This window comes from Pseudomonas sp. TE3552, from assembly GCF_056278945.1.
Genome location: NZ_JBWBQJ010000001.1, coordinates 3,263,090 through 3,283,026 on the forward strand (window position 1 = coordinate 3,263,090; position 19,937 = coordinate 3,283,026).

At 59.6% G+C, this 19,937-nt stretch carries 17 protein-coding genes and 1 pseudogene; 13 read left to right on the forward strand and 5 right to left on the reverse strand.

Annotated elements, in window-relative coordinates; translation table 11 throughout:
* Positions 1-183: 183 nt before the first annotated feature.
* Entirely contained in the window at positions 184-363 is a 180-nt protein-coding gene (locus ACZ9BB_RS14560) for a PA1571 family protein (RefSeq protein WP_105339568.1), read from the forward strand.
* A gap of 86 nt (positions 364-449) precedes the next feature.
* Here the strand turns inward: ACZ9BB_RS14560 and pdxB are convergent, their stop codons facing one another.
* Entirely contained in the window at positions 450-1,592 is a 1,143-nt protein-coding gene (gene pdxB, locus ACZ9BB_RS14565; RefSeq protein ID WP_476214373.1) for a 4-phosphoerythronate dehydrogenase PdxB, read from the reverse strand.
* Positions 1,593-1,937: 345 nt separating this feature from the next.
* Here pdxB and ACZ9BB_RS14570 point away from each other — a divergent pair, with 345 nt between their 5' ends.
* On the forward strand, positions 1,938-3,347 hold the full coding sequence (locus ACZ9BB_RS14570) for an MATE family efflux transporter (protein WP_476214374.1): 1,410 nt from the start codon (positions 1,938-1,940) through the stop codon (positions 3,345-3,347).
* Here ACZ9BB_RS14570 and tusA read toward each other — a convergent pair.
* Both tusA and rlmM read right to left on the reverse strand, forming a co-directional pair.
* Entirely contained in the window at positions 3,344-3,595 is a 252-nt protein-coding gene (gene tusA, locus ACZ9BB_RS14575) for a sulfurtransferase TusA (RefSeq protein WP_007907805.1), read from the reverse strand. The genes ACZ9BB_RS14570 and tusA overlap by 4 nt on opposite strands.
* Positions 3,596-3,798: 203 nt before the next feature.
* A complete protein-coding gene (gene rlmM, locus ACZ9BB_RS14580; protein ID WP_476214375.1) occupies positions 3,799-4,872 on the reverse strand; it encodes a 23S rRNA (cytidine(2498)-2'-O)-methyltransferase RlmM in 1,074 nt (357 codons plus the stop codon).
* A 222-nt stretch (positions 4,873-5,094) separates the two neighbouring features.
* Between rlmM and acnA the strand changes: the two genes are divergently transcribed.
* From acnA to ACZ9BB_RS14595, 3 genes are all read left to right on the forward strand, one after another.
* Positions 5,095-7,836 (forward strand): aconitate hydratase AcnA, encoded by a 2,742-nt coding sequence (acnA, locus tag ACZ9BB_RS14585; RefSeq protein ID WP_476214376.1) that lies wholly within the window; start codon positions 5,095-5,097, stop codon positions 7,834-7,836.
* A 178-nt stretch (positions 7,837-8,014) separates the two neighbouring features.
* Entirely contained in the window at positions 8,015-8,806 is a 792-nt protein-coding gene (locus ACZ9BB_RS14590; protein ID WP_476214377.1) for a lysostaphin resistance A-like protein, read from the forward strand.
* Between the two features lie 104 nt (positions 8,807-8,910).
* Positions 8,911-10,476, forward strand: a complete 1,566-nt coding sequence (locus tag ACZ9BB_RS14595) for a methyl-accepting chemotaxis protein (protein ID WP_476214378.1) — start codon at positions 8,911-8,913, stop codon at positions 10,474-10,476.
* 341 nt (positions 10,477-10,817) lie between these two features.
* On the opposite strand, the gene ACZ9BB_RS14600 is transcribed toward ACZ9BB_RS14595, so the two are convergent.
* Positions 10,818-11,495: an alpha/beta family hydrolase gene (locus ACZ9BB_RS14600; protein WP_476214379.1), complete on the reverse strand. Its 678-nt coding sequence runs from the start codon at positions 11,493-11,495 to the stop codon at positions 10,818-10,820.
* A gap of 86 nt (positions 11,496-11,581) precedes the next feature.
* On the opposite strand from ACZ9BB_RS14600, the gene ccoN (ACZ9BB_RS14605) reads away from it, so the two are divergent.
* The 8 genes from ccoN (ACZ9BB_RS14605) (at position 11,582) to ccoP (ACZ9BB_RS14640) (ending at position 18,484) form a co-directional block, all read left to right on the forward strand.
* Positions 11,582-13,006: a cytochrome-c oxidase, cbb3-type subunit I gene (gene ccoN, locus ACZ9BB_RS14605; RefSeq protein ID WP_476214380.1), complete on the forward strand. Its 1,425-nt coding sequence runs from the start codon at positions 11,582-11,584 to the stop codon at positions 13,004-13,006.
* Between the two features lie 10 nt (positions 13,007-13,016).
* A complete protein-coding gene (gene ccoO, locus ACZ9BB_RS14610; RefSeq protein WP_476214381.1) occupies positions 13,017-13,625 on the forward strand; it encodes a cytochrome-c oxidase, cbb3-type subunit II in 609 nt (202 codons plus the stop codon).
* Between the two features lie 3 nt (positions 13,626-13,628).
* On the forward strand, positions 13,629-13,829 hold the full coding sequence (locus tag ACZ9BB_RS14615) for a cbb3-type cytochrome oxidase subunit 3 (RefSeq protein ID WP_476214382.1): 201 nt from the start codon (positions 13,629-13,631) through the stop codon (positions 13,827-13,829).
* Positions 13,826-14,779 carry a cytochrome-c oxidase, cbb3-type subunit III gene (gene ccoP, locus ACZ9BB_RS14620; protein ID WP_476214383.1) on the forward strand — a complete coding sequence of 318 codons (954 nt, stop codon included), beginning with the start codon at positions 13,826-13,828 and terminating at the stop codon, positions 14,777-14,779. The genes ACZ9BB_RS14615 and ccoP (ACZ9BB_RS14620) overlap by 4 nt, the downstream gene beginning before the upstream one ends.
* A 483-nt stretch (positions 14,780-15,262) precedes the next feature.
* Positions 15,263-16,705 carry a cytochrome-c oxidase, cbb3-type subunit I gene (gene ccoN, locus ACZ9BB_RS14625; protein ID WP_476214384.1) on the forward strand — a complete coding sequence of 481 codons (1,443 nt, stop codon included), beginning with the start codon at positions 15,263-15,265 and terminating at the stop codon, positions 16,703-16,705.
* Positions 16,705-17,313, forward strand: a complete 609-nt coding sequence (gene ccoO, locus ACZ9BB_RS14630; protein ID WP_018925301.1) for a cytochrome-c oxidase, cbb3-type subunit II — start codon at positions 16,705-16,707, stop codon at positions 17,311-17,313. Before ccoN (ACZ9BB_RS14625) ends, ccoO (ACZ9BB_RS14630) begins: the two co-directional genes overlap by 1 nt.
* Positions 17,314-17,318: 5 nt before the next feature.
* Positions 17,319-17,504, forward strand: a complete 186-nt coding sequence (locus tag ACZ9BB_RS14635; RefSeq protein WP_003175465.1) for a CcoQ/FixQ family Cbb3-type cytochrome c oxidase assembly chaperone — start codon at positions 17,319-17,321, stop codon at positions 17,502-17,504.
* On the forward strand, positions 17,501-18,484 hold the full coding sequence (gene ccoP / locus ACZ9BB_RS14640) for a cytochrome-c oxidase, cbb3-type subunit III (protein ID WP_476214385.1): 984 nt from the start codon (positions 17,501-17,503) through the stop codon (positions 18,482-18,484). The genes ACZ9BB_RS14635 and ccoP (ACZ9BB_RS14640) overlap by 4 nt, the downstream gene beginning before the upstream one ends.
* Before the next feature lie 80 nt (positions 18,485-18,564).
* Here ccoP (ACZ9BB_RS14640) and ACZ9BB_RS14645 read toward each other — a convergent pair.
* Positions 18,565-19,559 (reverse strand): annotated as a pseudogene (locus ACZ9BB_RS14645) (metallophosphoesterase family protein).
* Positions 19,560-19,937 lie beyond the last annotated feature (378 nt).

Consider the following 19,937-nt stretch of genomic DNA (forward strand, 5'->3'; position numbering starts at 1 on the left):
GAGTCAGGTTAATTATGACCGCCAAGACTAGTGACTAGAGATTATTGGTCTAAAGTCCGGGTGGAAACGTCGGGGTATTTCTGATGGACTGGAGATGCCGACCTGAAAGATCGCAGGGAGTTGTCACAGCCCGGTCACCTGGCGGTTTTACAGTAAGCACACAACCTGATGAGGAGACAGGCCATGTCCTTGCAAAACAGCAGCGATGACAAGATTCAAGTGATCCGCACACAGCCAGACCAGTCTCTGGGTTGCTCGATTATCGATAAGGATGGGCGTGAAGTACCGATCACTGAAAACATGATCCAGGACGCTTGCCGCGAACTGGAAAAGCGATTGGTCAAGCCTGCCGAACAAGAGTGATATAGCCACCGTCTTCTTGACCCGGCCCCGATTGGCCGGGTTTTTTATGGGTGTCTTTTGAGGTTGCTGCGCACCCAATGCGGTATTCAGACAGCCGAAGCCCCCAGCGCCGCCACAATTTTGTGCAACGCCGGCGAATCCCCCTCGATCCGCACCTTCAACCCATCGATCTCACGTCGCAGCGGGTAATGCTTGCGCAGCGCGTCGAACGCCGCACGCTGCTCACTTACGCTGCCTACAAGGCTGCGACGGAAATTCGCATCGTCACGGCGCGGGTCGTACACGCCACGGCACAACATCGCCAGCGCCCAGGCCGGATCGCTGTCGGCGTTCAACGTCACTGCCGCCAACCAAGGCGCTGGCAGCAAATCGTCCAGGCTGACCTGCTCCGGTTGCCCAAGGTACTTGCAAAGCGCCTGATAGATCTGCGCCGTCCCGCGCTGTCTGCCGTCGAGGCTGTAACCGGCAATGTGCGGCGTCGCCAGCACACACAACTCGGCCAATGCCACATCGACCTCAGGCTCACCCTCCCAGACATCCAGCACCGCTTGCAGATCTTCGCGCTGCAACAGCACCTGGCGCAGGGCGGTGTTGTCTACCACCGGGCCACGACTGGCATTGATCAGCCAAGTGCCGGGCTTGAGTTGGTTCAAACGGTTTTTATCGAACAGATGCCAGGTTGCCTGAGGGCCTTGCTTGTGCAGTGGAGTGTGCAAGCTGATGACATCGCATTGCGCGATGATCTGCTCGAGGCTGACATAATCGCCCCCTTCAGCGGCTTGCCGTGGGGGATCGCAGACCAGCACGTTCCAGCCCAGTCCTTGCAGAACCTTGACCAGCCGCCCCCCCACTTCGCCGGCGCCGACCACGCCGTAGGTGCGCTGAGTCAGGTCGGCGCCTTCGATTTCGGCCAGGGTCAGCAGGCTGCCCAGCACGTAATCGACCACGCCCCGGGCATTACAGCCTGGCGCGCTGGACCAGGTGATGCCGGCCTGTTGAAAGTAATTCAGATCCAGGTGATCGGTGCCGATGGTGCAAGTGCCAACAAAGCGCACCTTGCTGCCTTCGAGCAATGCGCGGTTGACGTTGCTCACCGAGCGCACCAGCAGCACATCGGCCTGCTCGACAGTGGCGCGGTCGATGGAACGTCCTGGCACCCGGCGGATTTCACCGAAACCTTCGAAGAAGGCATCGAGCAGCGGGATATTTTCGTCGGCAACAATCAGCATGGCAGGCTCCTTTGGCGGATCGGCAGTTTAGGCGTAGATGACCGTCGTGGGCCAGCGGGCATTGCGCAACTCGAAGTGATGAGCACCACCGCCCCTGTGGCGAGGGGGCTTGCCCCCGTTGGGCTGCGAAGCGGCCCCTTGAAGCTGCACGTGCAACTATAGACACACCACGTGCAATGGATTGGCGACTGCTTCGCAGCCGAACGGGGGCAAGCCCCCTCGCCACAGGGAATGTCGCGACGTTCGAAACCATTTACAAATCCCTAACACAGCAATTTTCCTGACCATTGCGTCAAGGCGTAGAATGCGCCACCTCGCGCATCAAAACCCTTTGGACGTTTCGCCTTGAATTCCGTGACTGACCGCCCCACCGCTATTTCCCTCAACCGCCCGTCCCGGGTTCGCCTGGAGCTGAGAAACCTGCTCGGCCTGGCGTTGCCGATCATGATCGCGCAACTGGCGACCACCGCGATGGGCTTCGTCGATGCGGTGATGGCGGGTCGTGTCGGGCCTCGCGACCTCGCGGCCGTCGCACTGGGCAACTCGATCTGGGTACCGGTGTTTCTGCTGATGACCGGCACATTGCTGGCCACCACCCCGAAAGTCGCCCAGCGCTTCGGCGCCGGCACCCACAGCGAGATTGGCCCGATCGTGCGTCAGGCCTTGTGGCTGGCGCTGGTGGTGGGCTTGATGGCGACTGGCATGCTGTTCAGCGCCGAACCGATCCTGCACATCATGAAGGTCGATCCCGAGCTGATCGGGCCATGCATGCAGTACTTGCACGGCATCGCCAGCGGCCTGCCCGCCGTCGCGATCTATCACGTGCTGCGCTGCTTCAGTGATGGCCTGGGTCGCACCCGCCCGGCCATGGTCCTTGGCCTGTGCGGGCTGACACTGAATATTCCGCTCAATTACATCTTCATCTATGGCCACTTCGGTGTGCCGGCCATGGGCGGTGTCGGCTGCGGCTGGGCCACGGCGATCGTGATGTGGGTGATGGCGTTGGGCATGGCCGGCTGGGAGCGCTGGGCCCCGGCCTATCAGTCGAGCCAATTGTTCAGCCGATTCGACTGGCCGCAGTGGGCGGTGATCAAGCGCTTGCTGGGCATCGGCCTGCCGATTGGCATCGCGGTGTTCGCCGAGTCGAGCATCTTCGCGGTGATCGCGCTGCTGATCGGCAGCCTCGGCGCCACCGTGGTCGCCGGGCACCAGATTGCCCTGAACTTCAGCTCACTGGTGTTCATGATCCCCTACTCCCTCGGCATGGCCGTGACCGTACGGGTCGGCCAGGCACTGGGTCGTGAAGAACCCCGCGAAGCACGCTTCGCCGCCGGTGTCGGCATGGGCACTGCGCTGGCTTACGCTTGCCTGTCGGCGAGCCTGATGCTGTTGCTGCGTGAACCCATCGCGGCGATCTACACCGCCGACCCGACGGTGATTCACGTGGCCGCGATGCTGATTGTGTACTCGGCGCTGTTCCAGTTTTCCGATGCCATCCAAGTGACGGCGGCTGGCGCACTGCGGGGCTATCAGGACACTCGCGTGACGATGATCCTGACGCTGTTCGCTTATTGGGGCATCGGTTTGCCGGTGGGTTATGCCCTGGGCCTGACCGATTGGTTCGGCACGCCGAGCGGCCCGAGCGGGCTGTGGCAGGGTTTGATCGTCGGCTTGAGTTGCGCGGCGCTGATGCTGTCGATCCGCCTGGCGCGCAGTGCACGCAAGCGGATCCGCATCAGCCATTCGGCGGGTTAAGCGAGTTTCTTGCGGATCCAGTAGAGGTAGGTGCCTGCCTCTTCGTGCTGCGCGACCAGCTCGTGATCGAGAAACACGCAGAACTTGGGAATGTCGCGACGGGTCGACGGATCGGTGGCGATCACCTTCAGCAGGCCGCCGGGCACCAGGTCACGGATGTGCTGGTGCAGCATCATCACCGGTTCCGGGCAGTTGAGGCCGGTGGCGTCGAGGGTGCCGTCTACCGGCGTATCGATCATTTCACTCATGGTTTACTCCTGAAACTTGCCGGCATTGTCGCGCATTGCCGGGTATGTGGCGAGGGAGCCTGCTCCCGCTGGGTCGCGAAGCGACCCCAATTCTGGCTATGCGGTCTATCAGAAAGATCTCGGTGTCCCATTTAGGGCTGCTGCGCAGCCCAGCGGGAGCAAGCTCCCTCGCCACACAAGCCTCCCACATGGGTCCGTGTGAATCATCGGGACTTGGGTTTCTTCACGTCCAACCGGCGGAGGTGGCAGGTCACTTCTTCGCGGTCGTGATACAGCTGCTTGCAGCCGATTTCAACCCGAATGCCCCGCGCCTTGAACCCCTCGGCAATACGCTCCAGCAAGCGTTTCACTTCGGCATAACGCTGTTTCATCGGCAGCTTGAGGTTGACCACCGCTTCTCGGCAATGCCCCTCGCCAATCCACTCTTCCAGCATCGCCGCGTTGCGCGCCGGCTTCTCGACGATGTCGCAAACCATCCAGTCCACCGGTTGCTTGGGCTTGAAGGTGAAACCGTCGGCCATCAAGTGCTGCACCAGACCGGTATCCATCAGGCTTTCGGCCATCGGGCCGTTGTCAATGGCGGTCACCAGCATGCCGCGGTTGACCAGTTGCCAGGTCCAGCCGCCAGGTGCGGCGCCGAGGTCGACACCAGTCATGTCGCTGTGCAGACGCTCATCCCACTGGTCGCGGGGGATGAAATGGTGCCAGGCCTCTTCCAGCTTCAACGTCGAACGGCTCGGCGCTTCACGGGGAAACTTCAGGCGTGGAATGCCCATCGGCCACATCGCCGAATTGTTCGACTCCGCCAGGCCCATGAACACTTCGCGGCCGCTCTTGAAGGTCAGCAGCAGCCGCGGCTTGTTGGCGTCCTCCACCAGTTTGCCGGCTGCCATCAGCGCCTTGCGCAGGTGGCCTTCAAATTTCTTGCAGAAGTTCGACAGTTCTTTGCCATCGTTGGTGTCGACCATTTCCAGCCACAGGCTGCCGCATAGCGGGAAATCTGCCATGTGCGCGAGGATCACGCTGATGCGGTCAGTTTCCGGCAAGTCGATGAAAATTCCGCGAGCCCACTGGCGCGGGAAGATCAGTTCGGCGAAACGCTGACCGCGCATCAGGCGCTCGGCGCCGTCTTCTTCGGTGCAGATGAACTCGGCGCAGGCGCTGGCGGTCTTGGCCTTGGCATAACCGGCCACGTTCAGCCGCGCGGCATGTTCGGAAATCTCGGAACAGACTTCACCTTCGAAGCCCGGCCGGCAATGCATAAAGAGGGTGTTCATTCTTACTCCTGGGCAGATGGCGAAGAATTCAGCCACTGCGCGATGCCCAGGCTTGCGTTGAAGCAAAGCCTGTCACGAAAACCGGCGCATGATAGCCGAGATCGGAACCTTGGACTTGCCCGTAGAGTCCAGTTATTAGCCTTAACGTATAAACAGGGCTAGGTTTAGAGCTCTGCCCTTCCCGTCAGTCCGTAGCCGTGCGGATCTAAAGGAGTCATTTCAATGCCGTCCCTCGATAGCCTGAAAACCCTTAAAACCTTACAAGTCGACGACAAGACCTATCACTATTTCAGCCTGCCTGAAGCCGCCAAGAGCCTGGGTGATCTGGACAAGCTGCCGATGTCGTTGAAAGTGCTGCTGGAAAACCTGCTGCGCTGGGAGGACGAAAAAACTGTCACCGGCGCCGACCTCAAGGCGATTGCCGCCTGGCTCAAGGAGCGCCGCTCCGACCGCGAAATCCAGTACCGTCCCGCGCGGGTATTGATGCAGGACTTTACCGGCGTGCCCGCCGTGGTCGACTTGGCCGCCATGCGCGCCGCCATGGCCAAGGCTGGTGGCGACCCGCAGCGAATCAATCCGCTGTCGCCGGTGGACCTGGTGATCGACCACTCGGTGATGGTCGACAAGTTCGCCACGGCAAGCGCCTTCGGACAAAACGTCGACATCGAAATGCAGCGCAACCACGAGCGTTACGCCTTCCTGCGCTGGGGCCAGAGCGCCTTCGACAATTTCAGTGTGGTGCCACCGGGCACCGGCATTTGCCACCAGGTCAACCTCGAGTATCTGGGCCGCACGGTCTGGACCAAGGACGAGGACGGGCGCACCTATGCCTTCCCGGACACTTTGGTTGGCACCGACTCTCACACCACCATGATCAACGGCCTCGGCGTACTCGGCTGGGGCGTGGGCGGGATCGAAGCGGAAGCGGCGATGCTCGGCCAACCGGTGTCGATGCTGATTCCGGAAGTGATCGGCTTCAAACTCACCGGCAAGCTCAAGGAAGGCATCACCGCCACCGATCTGGTGCTGACCGTCACCCAGATGCTGCGCAAGAAAGGCGTGGTCGGTAAATTCGTCGAGTTCTACGGCGACGGCCTCGCCGACCTGCCGCTGGCCGACCGCGCGACCATCGCCAACATGGCCCCGGAATACGGCGCCACCTGCGGCTTCTTCCCGGTGGACGAGGTGACACTGGAATACTTGCGCCTGTCCGGCCGTACCCCGGAAACCGTGAAACTGGTGGAGGCCTACTGCAAGACCCAGGGGCTGTGGCGCCTGCCTGGCAAAGAGCCGGTGTTCACCGACAGCCTGGCACTGGACATGGGCAGCGTCGAAGCCAGCCTCGCCGGGCCGAAACGCCCGCAGGACCGCGTCTCGTTGCCGAATGTCGCACAAGCGTTCACTGACTTTCTCGGACTGCAAGTCAAACCGACCAGCAAGGAAGAAGGTCGCCTCGAAAGTGAGGGTGGCGGTGGCGTCGCGGTGGGCAACGCCGATCTGATCGGCGAAGCGGACTACGCCCACGAAGGCCATATGCATCGACTGAAAAACGGTGCGGTGGTGATTGCCGCGATCACGTCCTGCACCAACACCTCCAACCCCAGCGTGATGATGGCGGCTGGACTATTGGCAAAAAAAGCCGTGGAAAAAGGCCTCAAGCGCAAACCCTGGGTCAAGAGTTCCCTGGCGCCTGGCTCGAAAGTGGTCACCGACTACTACAAGGCGGCCGGCCTGACCCACTACCTCGACCAACTCGGTTTTGCGCTGGTCGGCTATGGCTGCACCACGTGTATCGGCAACTCCGGGCCGTTGCCGGAGCCGATCGAAAAAGCCATTCAGAAAGCCGACCTGACTGTCGCCTCGGTGCTGTCGGGCAACCGCAACTTCGAAGGTCGCGTGCATCCGCTGGTGAAAACCAATTGGCTCGCCTCCCCGCCCTTGGTCGTTGCCTATGCGCTGGCCGGCACGGTGCGCATCGACATCAGCAGCGAGCCTTTGGGCAACGACAAGGACGGTCACCCGGTTTATCTGCGAGACATTTGGCCCAGCACCAAGGAAATCGCCGACGCGGTGACGCAGGTGAACACCGCGATGTTCCATAAGGAGTACGCCGAAGTGTTTGCCGGCGACGAGCAGTGGCAGGCGATCGAAGTGCCGCAGGCGGCGACTTATGTCTGGAACAACGATTCGACGTATATCCAGCATCCGCCCTTCTTCGATGACATTGGTGGTCCTGCGCCGGTGGTCAAGGACGTCGAAGGGGCGAAAATCCTCGCGCTGCTCGGAGATTCGGTGACCACCGACCACATCTCCCCGGCCGGCAACATCAAGGTTGACAGCCCGGCCGGCCAGTACCTGCGCGAGCAAGGGGTGGAACCGCGGGACTTCAACTCCTATGGCTCCCGTCGCGGCAACCATCAAGTGATGATGCGCGGCACCTTCGCCAACATCCGCATTCGCAACGAGATGCTCGGTGGCGAAGAAGGCGGCAACACGATTTATATTCCGACCGGGGAGAAGCTGCCGATCTACGACGCGGCGATGCGTTACCAGGCATCGGGGACACCGCTGGTGGTGATCGCCGGACAAGAATATGGCACCGGTTCGAGCCGCGACTGGGCAGCCAAGGGCACCAATTTGCTGGGGGTCAAAGCGGTCATCGCGGAAAGCTTCGAGCGGATTCACCGTTCCAACCTGGTGGGCATGGGCGTGTTGCCGTTGCAGTTCAAGCTGGATCAGAACCGCAAGAGCCTGAACCTCACCGGCAAGGAAACCCTGGATATCCTTGGCCTGACGGGTGTCGAACTGACCCCGCGCATGAACCTGACACTGGTCGTCACCCGTGAAGATGGCAACACGGAAAAGGTCGAGGTGTTGTGCCGGATCGATACCCTCAATGAGGTGGAGTACTTCAAGGCCGGCGGGATTTTGCATTACGTGTTGCGGCAGTTGATTGCCTCGTAACAGCCTGCTGACAACGACACCGCCTTCGGGCGGTGTTTTTGTTTACGCGGTGTACGTCTCTATAATCGCGCGCCCATTTTCATGTCGATCACAGATCAAATGTGGGAGCCCCCTCACCATGGGTCGCTCCCACAGGGACTGTGGGCAATCCGCAGAATCTCTGACACAAGGACTTCAAATGCTTGCTCTGCCATGGACTTATCTGGCACTTCTTTCCCTTGGCTACAGCCTGGCGTTGATCTACGGCCATCTCGGCTGGCTGGCTGCCATTTCTTTCGGGTTACTGCTGATCGCCGGTTTCGCCGTTCGCCAGCAACAGGTTCCCTTCGGTCGCTACCTCGGCCACGGCTTGTTCATCTTCCTGGCCGTGGCGCTGGCGACACACTGGCTTCCCGGTTTCTACAACGGTCGCGCCATCGATCCCCAGCGTTTTACCGACGATGCCGTGCCGTTCGCCATGTACCTGAATCTGGACAAACCGCTGGTCGGCTTCTGGCTGTTGCTGGTTTGCCCATGGATTGTCGGCCGGCGCTCCCTGCGACTGTCTGTTTATGCCAGCGCCCTCGCCCTGATCGTGAGCGCCGTGCTGGCCTTGGGTGGCGCGTTGTTGCTGGGGGTGATCAGTTGGGCACCGAAATGGCCGGATCAGGCCTGGTTGTGGCTGCTGAACAATCTGCTGTTGGTGACCGTGGTAGAGGAAGCGCTGTTTCGCGGTTACATCCAGGGCGGTCTGAGCCGACAGTTCAAACACCTGCCTTACGGCGACAACCTCGCGTTATTGCTTGCCTCTTTGCTGTTCGGCCTGGTTCATCTGGGTGCCGGTTGGCAATGGGTGTTGTTGGCGGGCCTCGCGGGGGTCGGTTATGGCCTGGCTTACCGTTTCGGCGGGTTGGGCGCGGCCATCGCCAGCCACTTTGGTTTGAATCTGCTGCATTTCGGCTTGTTCACCTATCCGATGCTCGCCGGGTGACGCAATGGTCGTTTTGCGACGCAGCCACCGATTATTGAAAAAAAATTTCAATAAATGCCTGACGATGCCGACAACCTCTCAAAGCCTTGCGGATTGAAAAAGCCATGCGTAACAACCAGCCCATTACACAACGCGAACGGACCTTTCCGGCTCAGCAACGGTTGATTTCCACCACCGATGCCAAGGGCGTGATCACCTACTGCAACGACGCTTTCGTCGAAATCAGCGGGTTTTCTCGTGAGGAACTGATCCGTGCGCCGCATAACCTGGTTCGTCACCCCGACGTCCCGGCTGCGGTCTTCGCGCACATGTGGGAAACATTGAAACAAGGCTTGCCATGGATGGGCATTGTCAAGAATCGCTGCAAGACCGGTGATCACTACTGGGTTAACGCCTATGTCACACCGGTGTTCGACGGCAATCAGCTGGTCGGTTACGAGTCGGTGCGGGTCAAACCCACCGCCGAGCAGATCCGCCGCGCCGAAGCGCTCTACCAACGCATCAACCAGGGCAAGTCAGCCATTCCTCAAAGCGACAAATGGCTGCCGGTGCTTCAGGACTGGCTACCGTTCATTCTGGTCAGCCAGTTGAGCTTCATGATCGGCGCCACCCTGACGTCCCAATGGGGCTTCGCCCTCGCCGCCGGCCTTTCGGTGCCGTTGGGCTTGATGGGCTTGAGCTGGCAACAGCGCGGTATCAAGCGTTTGCTGCGCCTGGCCGAGCAGACCACGTCCGACCCGCTGATCGCGCAGATGTACACCGACAGCCGCGGCGCCCAGGCGCGTCTGGAAATGTCGATCCTCAGCCAGGAAGCACGCCTGAAAACCTGCCTGACCCGTCTGCAGGACACCGCCGAACACCTGACCGAGCAAGCGAAACAGTCCGACACCCTGGCCCACAACAGCTCCACCGGCCTGGAACGCCAGCGCGTCGAAACCGAGCAGGTGGCCACGGCCGTCAATCAGATGGCCGCCACCACTCAGGAAGTCGCCAGCCACGTGCAGCGCACCGCTGACGCCACCCAGGAAGCCAATCGCCTGACCGGTCGCGGTCGCGACATTGCCGGGGAAACCCGCGAAGCCATTCAGCGCCTGTCGGTGGTGGTCGGTGAAACCGGCCTGACGGTCACGCAACTGGCCAAGGACAGCGACGAAATCGGCGGCGTGGTCGATGTGATCAAAGGCATCGCCGACCAGACCAACCTGCTGGCCTTGAACGCTGCGATTGAAGCCGCGCGTGCCGGCGAGATGGGCCGTGGTTTTGCGGTGGTGGCCGACGAAGTTCGGCAACTGGCGCAGCGCACCAGCGAATCCACCGGGCAGATCCATGCCCTGATCGCCAAGCTGCAACAAACCGCTAGCTCAGCGGTGCAAACCATGGAGACGGGACATCGCCAGGCCGAAGAAGGTGTGGCACGGGTATTGGAAGCGGACCAGGCGCTGGTGGGCATCAGCGAAGCGGTGGCCAACATCACCGACATGACCACCCAGATCGCGGCCGCCACCGAAGAGCAAAGCGCCGTCGCCGAAGAAATCAGCCGCAACATCAGCAACATCTCACACCTGGCCGACCAGACCTCGGAACAGGCACAGAACTCGGCGCTGTTGAGTGAAGAACTGACCAAGACCGCCAATACCCAGTATTCGTTGGTGGAGCGGTTTAACCGCTGATAGCGCTTGAAGGCAAAAAAACCGGACGGCGAAAGCGTCCGGTTTTTTATTGTCCCTTTGAAAATTTGTTGCCTGTGAGGCCGCCATCGCGGCATAGGTATCTACACATCTCTTGAGCTACAGAGATTCACTGCCGGGGCTTGCTGTTTTTGGAGTACATATCCGTTTCTGCGGTCACGGCCGCTGGCGGTTTCGCTTTTCCAAGTGACCCGCCGTAAGGGCGGAACCCTAAGTGGCCATTACCGCAGTAATGGATATGTACACCGAATCGGGAAGATGTGTAGATACCCATGCCCATCGCGGGCAAGCCCGCGAAGAGGCCCGAACTGGCACTGCAGATCTCACTGAAGAAACGCAGCCACCTTCCCCGCCGCAGCCGCTAGATGCTGCTCATGACTAAACCCGGAAGCCTTCAATGGCTTCAAATCATGATCCCCCGCGACCAGCCAGAACACCTCGATGCTCGGCGCCAACGCGTAAGCCTCGACCGCCGCCCGGTTACCCAACGCATCGCGCTCTCCCTGCACGATCAACGTGCGCGTCTTCAATCCCGCCAGATGCTCGACCCGTGGTTTCTCCGGTTTGCCGACGGCGTAAAACGGATACCCCAGGCACACCAACGCATCCGCGCCCAACTCATCGGCCAACAGACTGGCCATCCGCCCGCCCATGGACTTGCCGCCAATGGCCAGCGGCCCGGCGACATGGTGTCGCACCACGGCATACACCTCGCGCCAGCATTCCAGCAGTTTCGGTGCCGGGTTCGGTGGGCGTTTGCCGCCGTCCGCTCGCCGCTGCGCCATGTAGGGAAACTCGAAGCGCAGCACATTGATCCCAGATGCAGCAAGGCGCGCAGCCATGTCGCTCATCCAGCCACTGTCCATCGGCGCCCCGGCGCCGTGAGCGAGAATCAGCGTCGCCGAGGCCTTGCCTGCGGCGGCGTTCCACAGCCATCCATGATCCCGCACGCACTGCGCCCATTGATCCCCGTCAATACTGGCCTTGTGCTGTTTGTCCATGCTTGCCTCGCTTTTAGTCTGCCTATAACTCCAGGCGAAGGGCGCGCTGTTGGCGCTCACTTCGGCTGAACCGTGGATGGGGAACCATGAACACTTCTATCAGTACCGCCTACAACTACAAGGTGGTCCGCCAATTCGCCATTATGACGGTGGTGTGGGGCATCGTCGGTATGGGGCTCGGGGTTTTTCTCGCTGCCCAGTTGGTCTGGCCCGAACTCAACTTCAATCTGCCGTGGACCAGCTTCGGCCGCCTGCGCCCGCTGCACACCAACGCGGTGATCTTCGCCTTCGGTGGCTGCGCCCTGTTCGCCAGTTCGTTCTACTCGGTCCAACGCACCTGCCAGACTCGCTTGTTCGCGCCGAAAATCGCCGCGTTCTGCTTCTGGGGCTGGCAGCTTGTGATTCTCTTGGCTGCCATCAGCCTGCCGCTCGGTTACACCAGTTCCAAGGAATACGCCGAGCTGGAATGGCCGATCGACATCCTGATCACCATCGTCTGGGTCGCCTACGCCATCGTGTTCTTCGGCACGATCATGCAGCGCAAGACCAAACACATTTATGTCGGTAACTGGTTCTTCGGTGGCTTCATCATCACCGTGGCAATCCTGCACATCGTCAACAACCTGGAATTGCCGGTGAGTCTGACCAAGTCCTACTCGCTGTATGCCGGTGCGACCGATGCCATGGTGCAGTGGTGGTATGGCCACAACGCCGTAGGCTTTTTCCTCACAGCCGGTTTCCTCGGGATGATGTACTACTTCGTGCCGAAACAGGCCGAACGCCCGGTGTATTCCTATCGCTTGTCGATCGTGCACTTCTGGGCGCTGATCACCCTGTACATCTGGGCCGGCCCGCACCACTTGCACTACACCGCACTGCCGGACTGGGCGCAGTCGCTGGGCATGGTGATGTCGCTGATCCTGCTGGCGCCGAGCTGGGGCGGCATGATCAACGGCATGATGACCCTCTCAGGCGCCTGGCATAAGTTGCGCAGCGACCCGATCCTGCGTTTCCTCGTGGTGTCGCTGGCGTTCTACGGCATGTCGACCTTCGAAGGGCCGATGATGGCGATCAAGACGGTGAACGCCCTCTCCCACTACACCGACTGGACCATCGGCCACGTTCACGCCGGCGCGCTCGGCTGGGTGGCGATGATTTCCATCGGTGCGCTATACCACATGATTCCGAAAGTCTTCGGTCGCGAGCAGATGCACAGCATCGGCCTGATCAACGCGCACTTCTGGCTCGCCACCATCGGCACCGTGCTGTACATCGCCTCGATGTGGGTCAACGGCATTGCCCAGGGTCTGATGTGGCGCGCCATCAACGAGGACGGCACGCTGACCTACTCCTTCGTCGAAACCCTGGTGGCCAGCCATCCAGGCTTCGTCGTGCGACTGATGGGCGGCGCGATCTTCCTCAGCGGCATGTTCCTGATGGCTTACAACACTTGGCGCACCGTGCGGGCCTCGCAGCCTGCCGAAGCCGCCGCTGCCGCGCAGATAGCCTGAGGAGTCGGCCATGAAACACGAAACAATCGAAAAAAACGTCGGCCTGCTGATGTTGCTGATGGTGTTCGCCGTGAGCATCGGCGGCCTGACCCAGATCGTCCCGCTGTTCTTTCAGGACGTGACCAATAAACCGGTGGAAGGCATGAAGCCCTACACCGCGCTGCAACTGGAAGGTCGCGACATTTACATCCGCGAAGGCTGCGTCGGTTGCCATTCGCAGATGATCCGCCCGTTCCGCGCCGAGACCGAGCGCTACGGGCATTACTCGGTGGCTGGTGAAAGCGTCTGGGATCACCCGTTCCTGTGGGGCTCCAAGCGCACCGGGCCGGATCTGGCCCGGGTGGGCGGTCGCTACTCCGATGACTGGCACCGCGCGCACTTGTACAACCCGCGCAACGTGGTGCCGGAGTCGAAAATGCCGGCGTATCCATGGCTGGTGGCCAATCCTGTCGACAGCAGCCACACCGAAACCAAGATCCGCGCCATGCGTACCCTCGGCGTGCCGTACACCGATGATGACATCGCAGGCTCGGTCGCCTCGCTCCAGGGCAAGACCGAAATGGACGCATTGGTTGCCTACCTGCAAGTGCTCGGCACTGCCATCAAGAGCAAGAGGTGAGCCATGTTCTTTGAATTGAGCAGTGGAATGATCCGTGGCCTGGGCACAGTCGTGGTGTTCGTGGCCTTCGTCGGCCTGACGCTGTGGGTGTTCAACAGCAAACGCAGTCCGCAATTCGCCGAAGCGCGCCTGCTGCCGTTCGCCGACGAGCCGCAACAAGGCACTACCCAAGAATCTGCAACAACAAGGAGTACCCGGCCATGACCACCTTCTGGAGTACGTGGATCTGCGTACTGACCATCGGCAGCCTGATCGGCCTGACCTGGCTGCTGATCGGAACGCGCCGCGGGGAAACCAAGGGCAGCACCGACCAGACCATGGGCCACAGCTTCGACGGCATCGAGGAGTACGACAACCCGCTGCCGCAGTGGTGGTTCATGCTGTTCGCCGGGACGTTGGTATTTGCCGTCGGTTATCTGGTGCTTTACCCGGGCCTGGGCAACTGGAAAGGCATATTGCCCGGTTATGAGAACGGCTGGACCGGTGTCCATGAATGGGAAAAGGAGATGAACAAGGCGGATGCGAAGTTCGGGCCGATCTTCGCCAAATTTGCCGCCATGCCGGTGGAAGAAGTGGCCAAGGACCCACAAGCGCTGAAAATGGGCGGTCGCCTGTTTGCCTCCAATTGCTCGGTGTGCCACGGCTCGGATGCCAAGGGTGCGTTCGGTTTCCCCAACCTTGCGGACAACAACTGGCGCTGGGGCGGCAACGCCGAGACCATCAAGACCACCATCCTGGGCGGTCGCATGGCCGCGATGCCGGCCTGGGGTGAAATCCTTGGAGAAGCGGGCGTGAAAAACGTCGCCGCCTATGTGCGTCATGGACTGGCGGGCCTGCCCTTGCCCGAAGGCAGCACGGCCGATCTACAGGCCGGACAGCAAGCGTTCAGCACCACGTGCGTAGCTTGTCATGGGGCAAACGGCCAGGGCACTGAAGCCATGGGGGCGCCGAACCTGACGCAACCGGCCGGATTCATCTACGGTACAAGCCTGGCGCAACTGCAACAAACCATTCGTCATGGCCGCCAGGGCCATATGCCGGCGCAGAATGAACTGCTCGGCAACGACAAGGTGCAACTGCTGGCCGCTTACGTGTACAGCCTGTCTCAGGGCTTGAACACCGAGCGCTTACAGGCTGTAGGCAAAAGCGAATAAATCTTGACCGCTGCACTGCCGCATTCACTCGGATGCGGCAGTTCCCTGCCCCTTTGCGACGCATTGTCGCACCCTTCCTTGGTCTCGCTTTCCGTTCGCCGGATTCGGGTCTAAGCTTCCCTGCGATGCGGACTGGCCAGTGCCGGTTCCAGGTCGACCCAACCCGATGTGTTCGACGAATCTGCTCGATGACAGGCCGCAAAGGCTGGTAGATACCGGCTATCGTCTCCCTTGCCCTCTGTCACCCGCCCGTCGCATTTGAACACACCCCGTTACAACTGACCTGACCCCCTCGCCATTTTCATCCGCTGCGACATTTTGTCCGGGGGCAATTTTGTCCTTACGCGGCGCATGGAAAGGCCGCAGAATCAGCTTTTGAAAGCATTGACCCAGGTCATGGCGCGTTGCAATGACCCCCCGCTTTCTCCATACTTGCGGCCGATTTTTACTCCTAATAAAACACCCAAACCGTGGAACCTTAGAATGAGCACAGCAATCAGTCCGACTGCTTATAACTATAAGGTAGTCCGCCAGTTCGCCATCATGACGGTGGTCTGGGGGATCCTTGGCATGGGGCTCGGTGTCTTCATCGCCTCACAGCTCGTATGGCCGGAATTGAACTTCGGTCTGCCGTGGACGACTTTTGGACGCTTACGCCCGTTGCACACCAACCTGGTGATTTTCGCCTTCGGTGGTTGTGCTCTGTTTGCCACTTCTTATTACGTCGTGCAGCGAACCTGCCAAACGCGACTGATTTCCGACAGCCTCGCGGCCTTCACCTTCTGGGGTTGGCAAGCGGTGATCGTCGGCGCGATCGTGACCTTGCCGATGGGTTTCACCACCACCAAGGAATACGCGGAACTGGAATGGCCCCTGGCTATTCTGCTGGCCATTGTCTGGGTCACCTACGGTCTGGTGTTCTTCGGCACCATCGTCAAGCGCAAGACCAAGCACATCTATGTCGGTAACTGGTTCTACGGTGCCTTCATCGTCGTGACCGCGATGCTGCACATCGTCAACCACATGTCGCTGCCGGTCAGTCTGTTCAAGTCCTACTCGGCTTACTCGGGTGCGACCGATGCAATGATCCAGTGGTGGTACGGCCACAACGCCGTGGGTTTCTTCCTGACCACCGGCTTCCTGGGGATGATGTACTACTTCGTGCCGAAGCAGGCCGAGCGTCCGATCTACTCCTATCGCCTGTCGATCGTGCACTTCTGGGCGCTGATCACCCTGTACATCTGGGCCGGTCCGCACCACCTGCACTACACCGCACTGCCGGACTGGGCTCAGTCGCTGGGCATGGCAATGTCGATCATCCTGCTGGCTCCGAGCTGGGGCGGCATGATCAACGGCATGATGACCCTCTCGGGCGCCTGGCATAAGCTGCGCACCGACCCGATCCTGCGTTTTCTCGTGGTATCCCTGGCGTTCTACGGCATGTCGACCTTCGAAGGCCCGATGATGGCCATCAAGACCGTCAACTCGCTGTCGCACTACACCGACTGGACCATCGGCCACGTACACGCCGGTGCCTTGGGCTGGGTAGCCATGATCTCGATCGGCGCCATCTACCACATGATCCCGAAACTGTTCGGCCGTGCGCACATGCACAGCACCGGCCTGATCAACGCCCACTTCTGGCTCGCGACCATCGGTACCGTCCTCTACATCGCTTCGATGTGGGTCAACGGCATTACCCAGGGCCTGATGTGGCGTGCAATCAACGATGACGGCACCCTCACCTACTCGTTCGTCGAAGCGCTGCAAGCCAGCCACCCTGGTTTCATCGTCCGCGCCCTGGGCGGTGCGTTCTTCGCCAGCGGCATGCTGTTGATGGCCTACAACGTGTTCCGTACCGTTCGCGCCTCGAACCCGGTTGAAGCCGAAGCCGCTACCAAGATTGCTGTAGTTGGAGCTCACTGATGAAGCATGAAGCAGTCGAGAAGAATATTGGCCTGCTGGCCTTCTTCATGGTTATCGCCGTCAGCATCGGCGGCCTGACCCAGATCGTTCCGCTGTTTTTCCAGGACGTCACCAACAAGCCGGTCGAGGGCATGAAGCCTCGTACCGCCCTTGAACTGGAAGGCCGCGACATCTACATCGCCAACGGTTGTGTCGGCTGCCACTCGCAGATGATCCGCCCGTTCCGTGCTGAAACCGAACGCTACGGCCACTACTCGGTCGCCGGTGAAAGCGTGTGGGACCACCCGTTCCTGTGGGGTTCCAAGCGTACCGGTCCGGACCTGGCCCGTGTCGGCGGTCGTTACTCCGATGACTGGCAACGCGCGCACTTGTACAACCCGCGCAACGTGGTGCCCGAGTCGAAAATGCCGGCCTACCCGTTCCTCGTGGAAAACAAGCTCGACGGCAAAGACACCGCCAAGAAAATGGAAGTCTTGCGCACGCTCGGCGTTCCTTACACCGACGAAGACATCGCCGGCGCCAAGGATGCTGTGAAGGGCAAAACCGAAATGGACGCGCTGGTGGCCTATCTGCAAGGCCTGGGCACCATCATCAAAAGCAAACGGTGATTTAGATGGATATCGGGATGATTCGTGGCCTGGGCACCGTTGTTGTGATGGTGGCCTTCATCGGTCTGGCGTTGTGGGTGTTCAGCCCCAAGCGCAAGTCGGAGTTTGAAGACGCGACCTTGCTGCCTTTCGCGGATGATCCCGAAGCCATCAAGCACGTCGAGCAAGCTTCTAGGAGTAACAAAGAATGACTACGTTCTGGAGTCTGTACGTCACAGTCCTCAGTCTCGGCACCATCTTCGCCCTGACCTGGCTGCTGCTGTCTACCCGCAAGGGCCAGCGCGCCGAGCAGACCGACGAGACGGTCGGCCACTCCTTCGACGGGATCGAGGAGTACGACAACCCACTGCCTAAATGGTGGTTCATGCTGTTCGTGGGCACCATCATCTTCGCCCTTGGCTACCTGGTGCTGTACCCGGGCCTGGGTAACTGGAAGGGCCTGCTGCCGGGTTACGGCTACCTCGATAACGAGAAGCAGACCGCGTTCGCCAACGGCCAGACTGGCTGGACCGGCGTTCACGAGTGGGAAAAGGAAATGGCCAGGTCGGATGCCAAGTTCGGCCCGATCTTCGCCAAGTTCGCTTCCATGCCGATCGAAGAAGTGGCCAAAGACCCGCAAGCCCTGAAGATGGGTGGCCGCCTGTTCGCCTCCAACTGCTCGGTCTGCCACGGTTCCGACGCCAAGGGCGCTTACGGCTTCCCTAACCTGACCGACGCCGACTGGCGCTGGGGCGGCGAAGCGGCAACCATCAAGACCACCATCATGGGCGGTCGTCACGCCGTGATGCCGGCCTGGGCCGAAGTGATCGGCGAACAAGGCGTCAGCGACGTTGCCGCTTACGTGCTGACCAGCCTCGATGGCCGCAAACTACCGGAAGGCGCCAAGGCTGACCCGGTTGCCGGGCAGAAACTGTTCGCTGCCAACTGCGTGGCTTGCCACGGTCCGGAAGGCAAAGGCACCCCGGCCATGGGCGCCCCTAACCTGACCCACCCGGCGGCGTTCATCTACGGTTCGAGCTTCGCTCAGCTGCAGCAGACCATCCGTTACGGCCGTCAGGGCCAGATGCCTGCGCAAGAACAGCTGCAAGGCAATGACAAGGTTCACCTGCTGGCCGCTTACGTCTACAGCCTGTCTCACGGTGAGAAAGCGCCAGTGGCGGACGCCCAGTAAGGCAAACGCTTGATCGCAACAACAAACGGCCCCGCCCATGTGAATTGGCGGGGCCGTTTTCATTTCAGCCTCAAACCTGCTTACTTCAAGACAGGAATGACCCTCACGGCTTCACGGCCGGGCCAGTTACTGTTGTGTACTGCGCTGATTTTCAGAGACTGTCGATCATCGGTAAAACTGGCAATAAGATAGGTTTGCTGGGAAGCAGACCCACTCATGAATACGGGCACTTCGCCAAACAGCTCCCATTTTCTGGAGTACATATGGATCCCTACTCCCTTGTGATCATGCCCGCCAAATACAGCGGTCACCTTGTAGTGGTTGATCATCTGTTTAAATCGGGAAATCTGCGCATCATTGCCAGCCCAGTCATAGACCTTGTGCATATTGAGAATAATAATTTTGCCCTGTGCTCTCGCGCTTTTCAGATCACGCTCAAGCCAGTCCAGCGCATCAGTAATTTCAAAGGACGTTCGAGCCAACGGATTACCGGAAGTAAAATTAACTGTATAGGTCGGCTCATTATTCAATTGAACCAAATGCACATCACCAAAACCCTTTGAGTAGGCGAGACTGCCGTAATAAATTTTCCCAAGCCCCGAACTTCTTGCCGCCAAGTCCATGGACACCCCATTTCCCCAATAGCGTGCCTTGAGGTCATTGATACTCCCGGCTGCACAATTATTCAAAAGACAATCATCTACATTATTGGCATAATCATGGTTCCCCAAACCATAGTCATAGAGCCCCAGCAGCTTCTTCTCAACCCCCCCCTCATGTACGAACGCTCGCCTCCATGACCAAACGCCGTGATATCTCCATTAATCATTACAGGTATACGGTGAGCGCCGCCATTAAGGCTTCTGAAGCTCGCGATATCGGAATATTGCAATTCGATCAATTCTCTTGACCGAGCTTCCTTGTTGGGATCCTGCTCACCCTTATCGGTAAGATCACTCCAGGGATATTGCGAATCCGAGGCAAATATCATGTGTTGCGGTGCTTCTGCAAAAGCAACACTTGAGCCCCAGTAATTAACTAACGCCAAGGCAAGGCATGCCAGCCACTTATTCATTGATAGTTTCATTGAAATCCATTTCCATTGATATTGATTAGCCGCTCTTCGCAGCCATTACATTGAAGCCGCAAAATACAATAAGCCCTTTTAACTCGCAAACAAATGAAACTTTCAAACCAATAAAATATATGTCTGACATTTCGCTAGTTAAGAATCAAAAATATGAACGCACTCTAACGAGTGCCGAGCAAGCAGCTTTACTCAAAAGCCAAATGACCTGCATAACGATTTGTCTCACGGTGAGAAGGCTCCAGCGGCAGACCCAGTAAGGCAAACGCTTGATGCAACAACAACAAAAACGGCCCCACCAATGAGAATTGGCGGGGCCGTTTGCATTTCGACGCCTTCAATAATTTGAGACGAATGCTCAATAGA

Bases quoted from the DNA above. Each gene is read 5' to 3' on its own strand.
- ACZ9BB_RS14560 (WP_105339568.1), top strand. From the start codon at position 184: ATGTCCTTGCAAAACAGCAGCGATGACAAGATTCAAGTGATCCGCACA.
- pdxB (WP_476214373.1), bottom strand. From the start codon at position 1,592: ATGCTGATTGTTGCCGACGAAAATATCCCGCTGCTCGATGCCTTCTTC.
- tusA (WP_007907805.1), bottom strand. From the start codon at position 3,595: ATGAGTGAAATGATCGATACGCCGGTAGACGGCACCCTCGACGCCACC.
- rlmM (WP_476214375.1), bottom strand. From the start codon at position 4,872: ATGAACACCCTCTTTATGCATTGCCGGCCGGGCTTCGAAGGTGAAGTC.
- acnA (WP_476214376.1), top strand. From the start codon at position 5,095: ATGCCGTCCCTCGATAGCCTGAAAACCCTTAAAACCTTACAAGTCGAC.
- ACZ9BB_RS14590 (WP_476214377.1), top strand. From the start codon at position 8,015: ATGCTTGCTCTGCCATGGACTTATCTGGCACTTCTTTCCCTTGGCTAC.
- ACZ9BB_RS14595 (WP_476214378.1), top strand. From the start codon at position 8,911: ATGCGTAACAACCAGCCCATTACACAACGCGAACGGACCTTTCCGGCT.
- ACZ9BB_RS14600 (WP_476214379.1), bottom strand. From the start codon at position 11,495: ATGGACAAACAGCACAAGGCCAGTATTGACGGGGATCAATGGGCGCAG.
- ccoN (WP_476214380.1), top strand. From the start codon at position 11,582: ATGAACACTTCTATCAGTACCGCCTACAACTACAAGGTGGTCCGCCAA.
- ccoO (WP_476214381.1), top strand. From the start codon at position 13,017: ATGAAACACGAAACAATCGAAAAAAACGTCGGCCTGCTGATGTTGCTG.
- ACZ9BB_RS14615 (WP_476214382.1), top strand. From the start codon at position 13,629: ATGTTCTTTGAATTGAGCAGTGGAATGATCCGTGGCCTGGGCACAGTC.
- ccoP (WP_476214383.1), top strand. From the start codon at position 13,826: ATGACCACCTTCTGGAGTACGTGGATCTGCGTACTGACCATCGGCAGC.
- ccoN (WP_476214384.1), top strand. From the start codon at position 15,263: ATGAGCACAGCAATCAGTCCGACTGCTTATAACTATAAGGTAGTCCGC.
- ccoO (WP_018925301.1), top strand. From the start codon at position 16,705: ATGAAGCATGAAGCAGTCGAGAAGAATATTGGCCTGCTGGCCTTCTTC.
- ACZ9BB_RS14635 (WP_003175465.1), top strand. From the start codon at position 17,319: ATGGATATCGGGATGATTCGTGGCCTGGGCACCGTTGTTGTGATGGTG.
- ccoP (WP_476214385.1), top strand. From the start codon at position 17,501: ATGACTACGTTCTGGAGTCTGTACGTCACAGTCCTCAGTCTCGGCACC.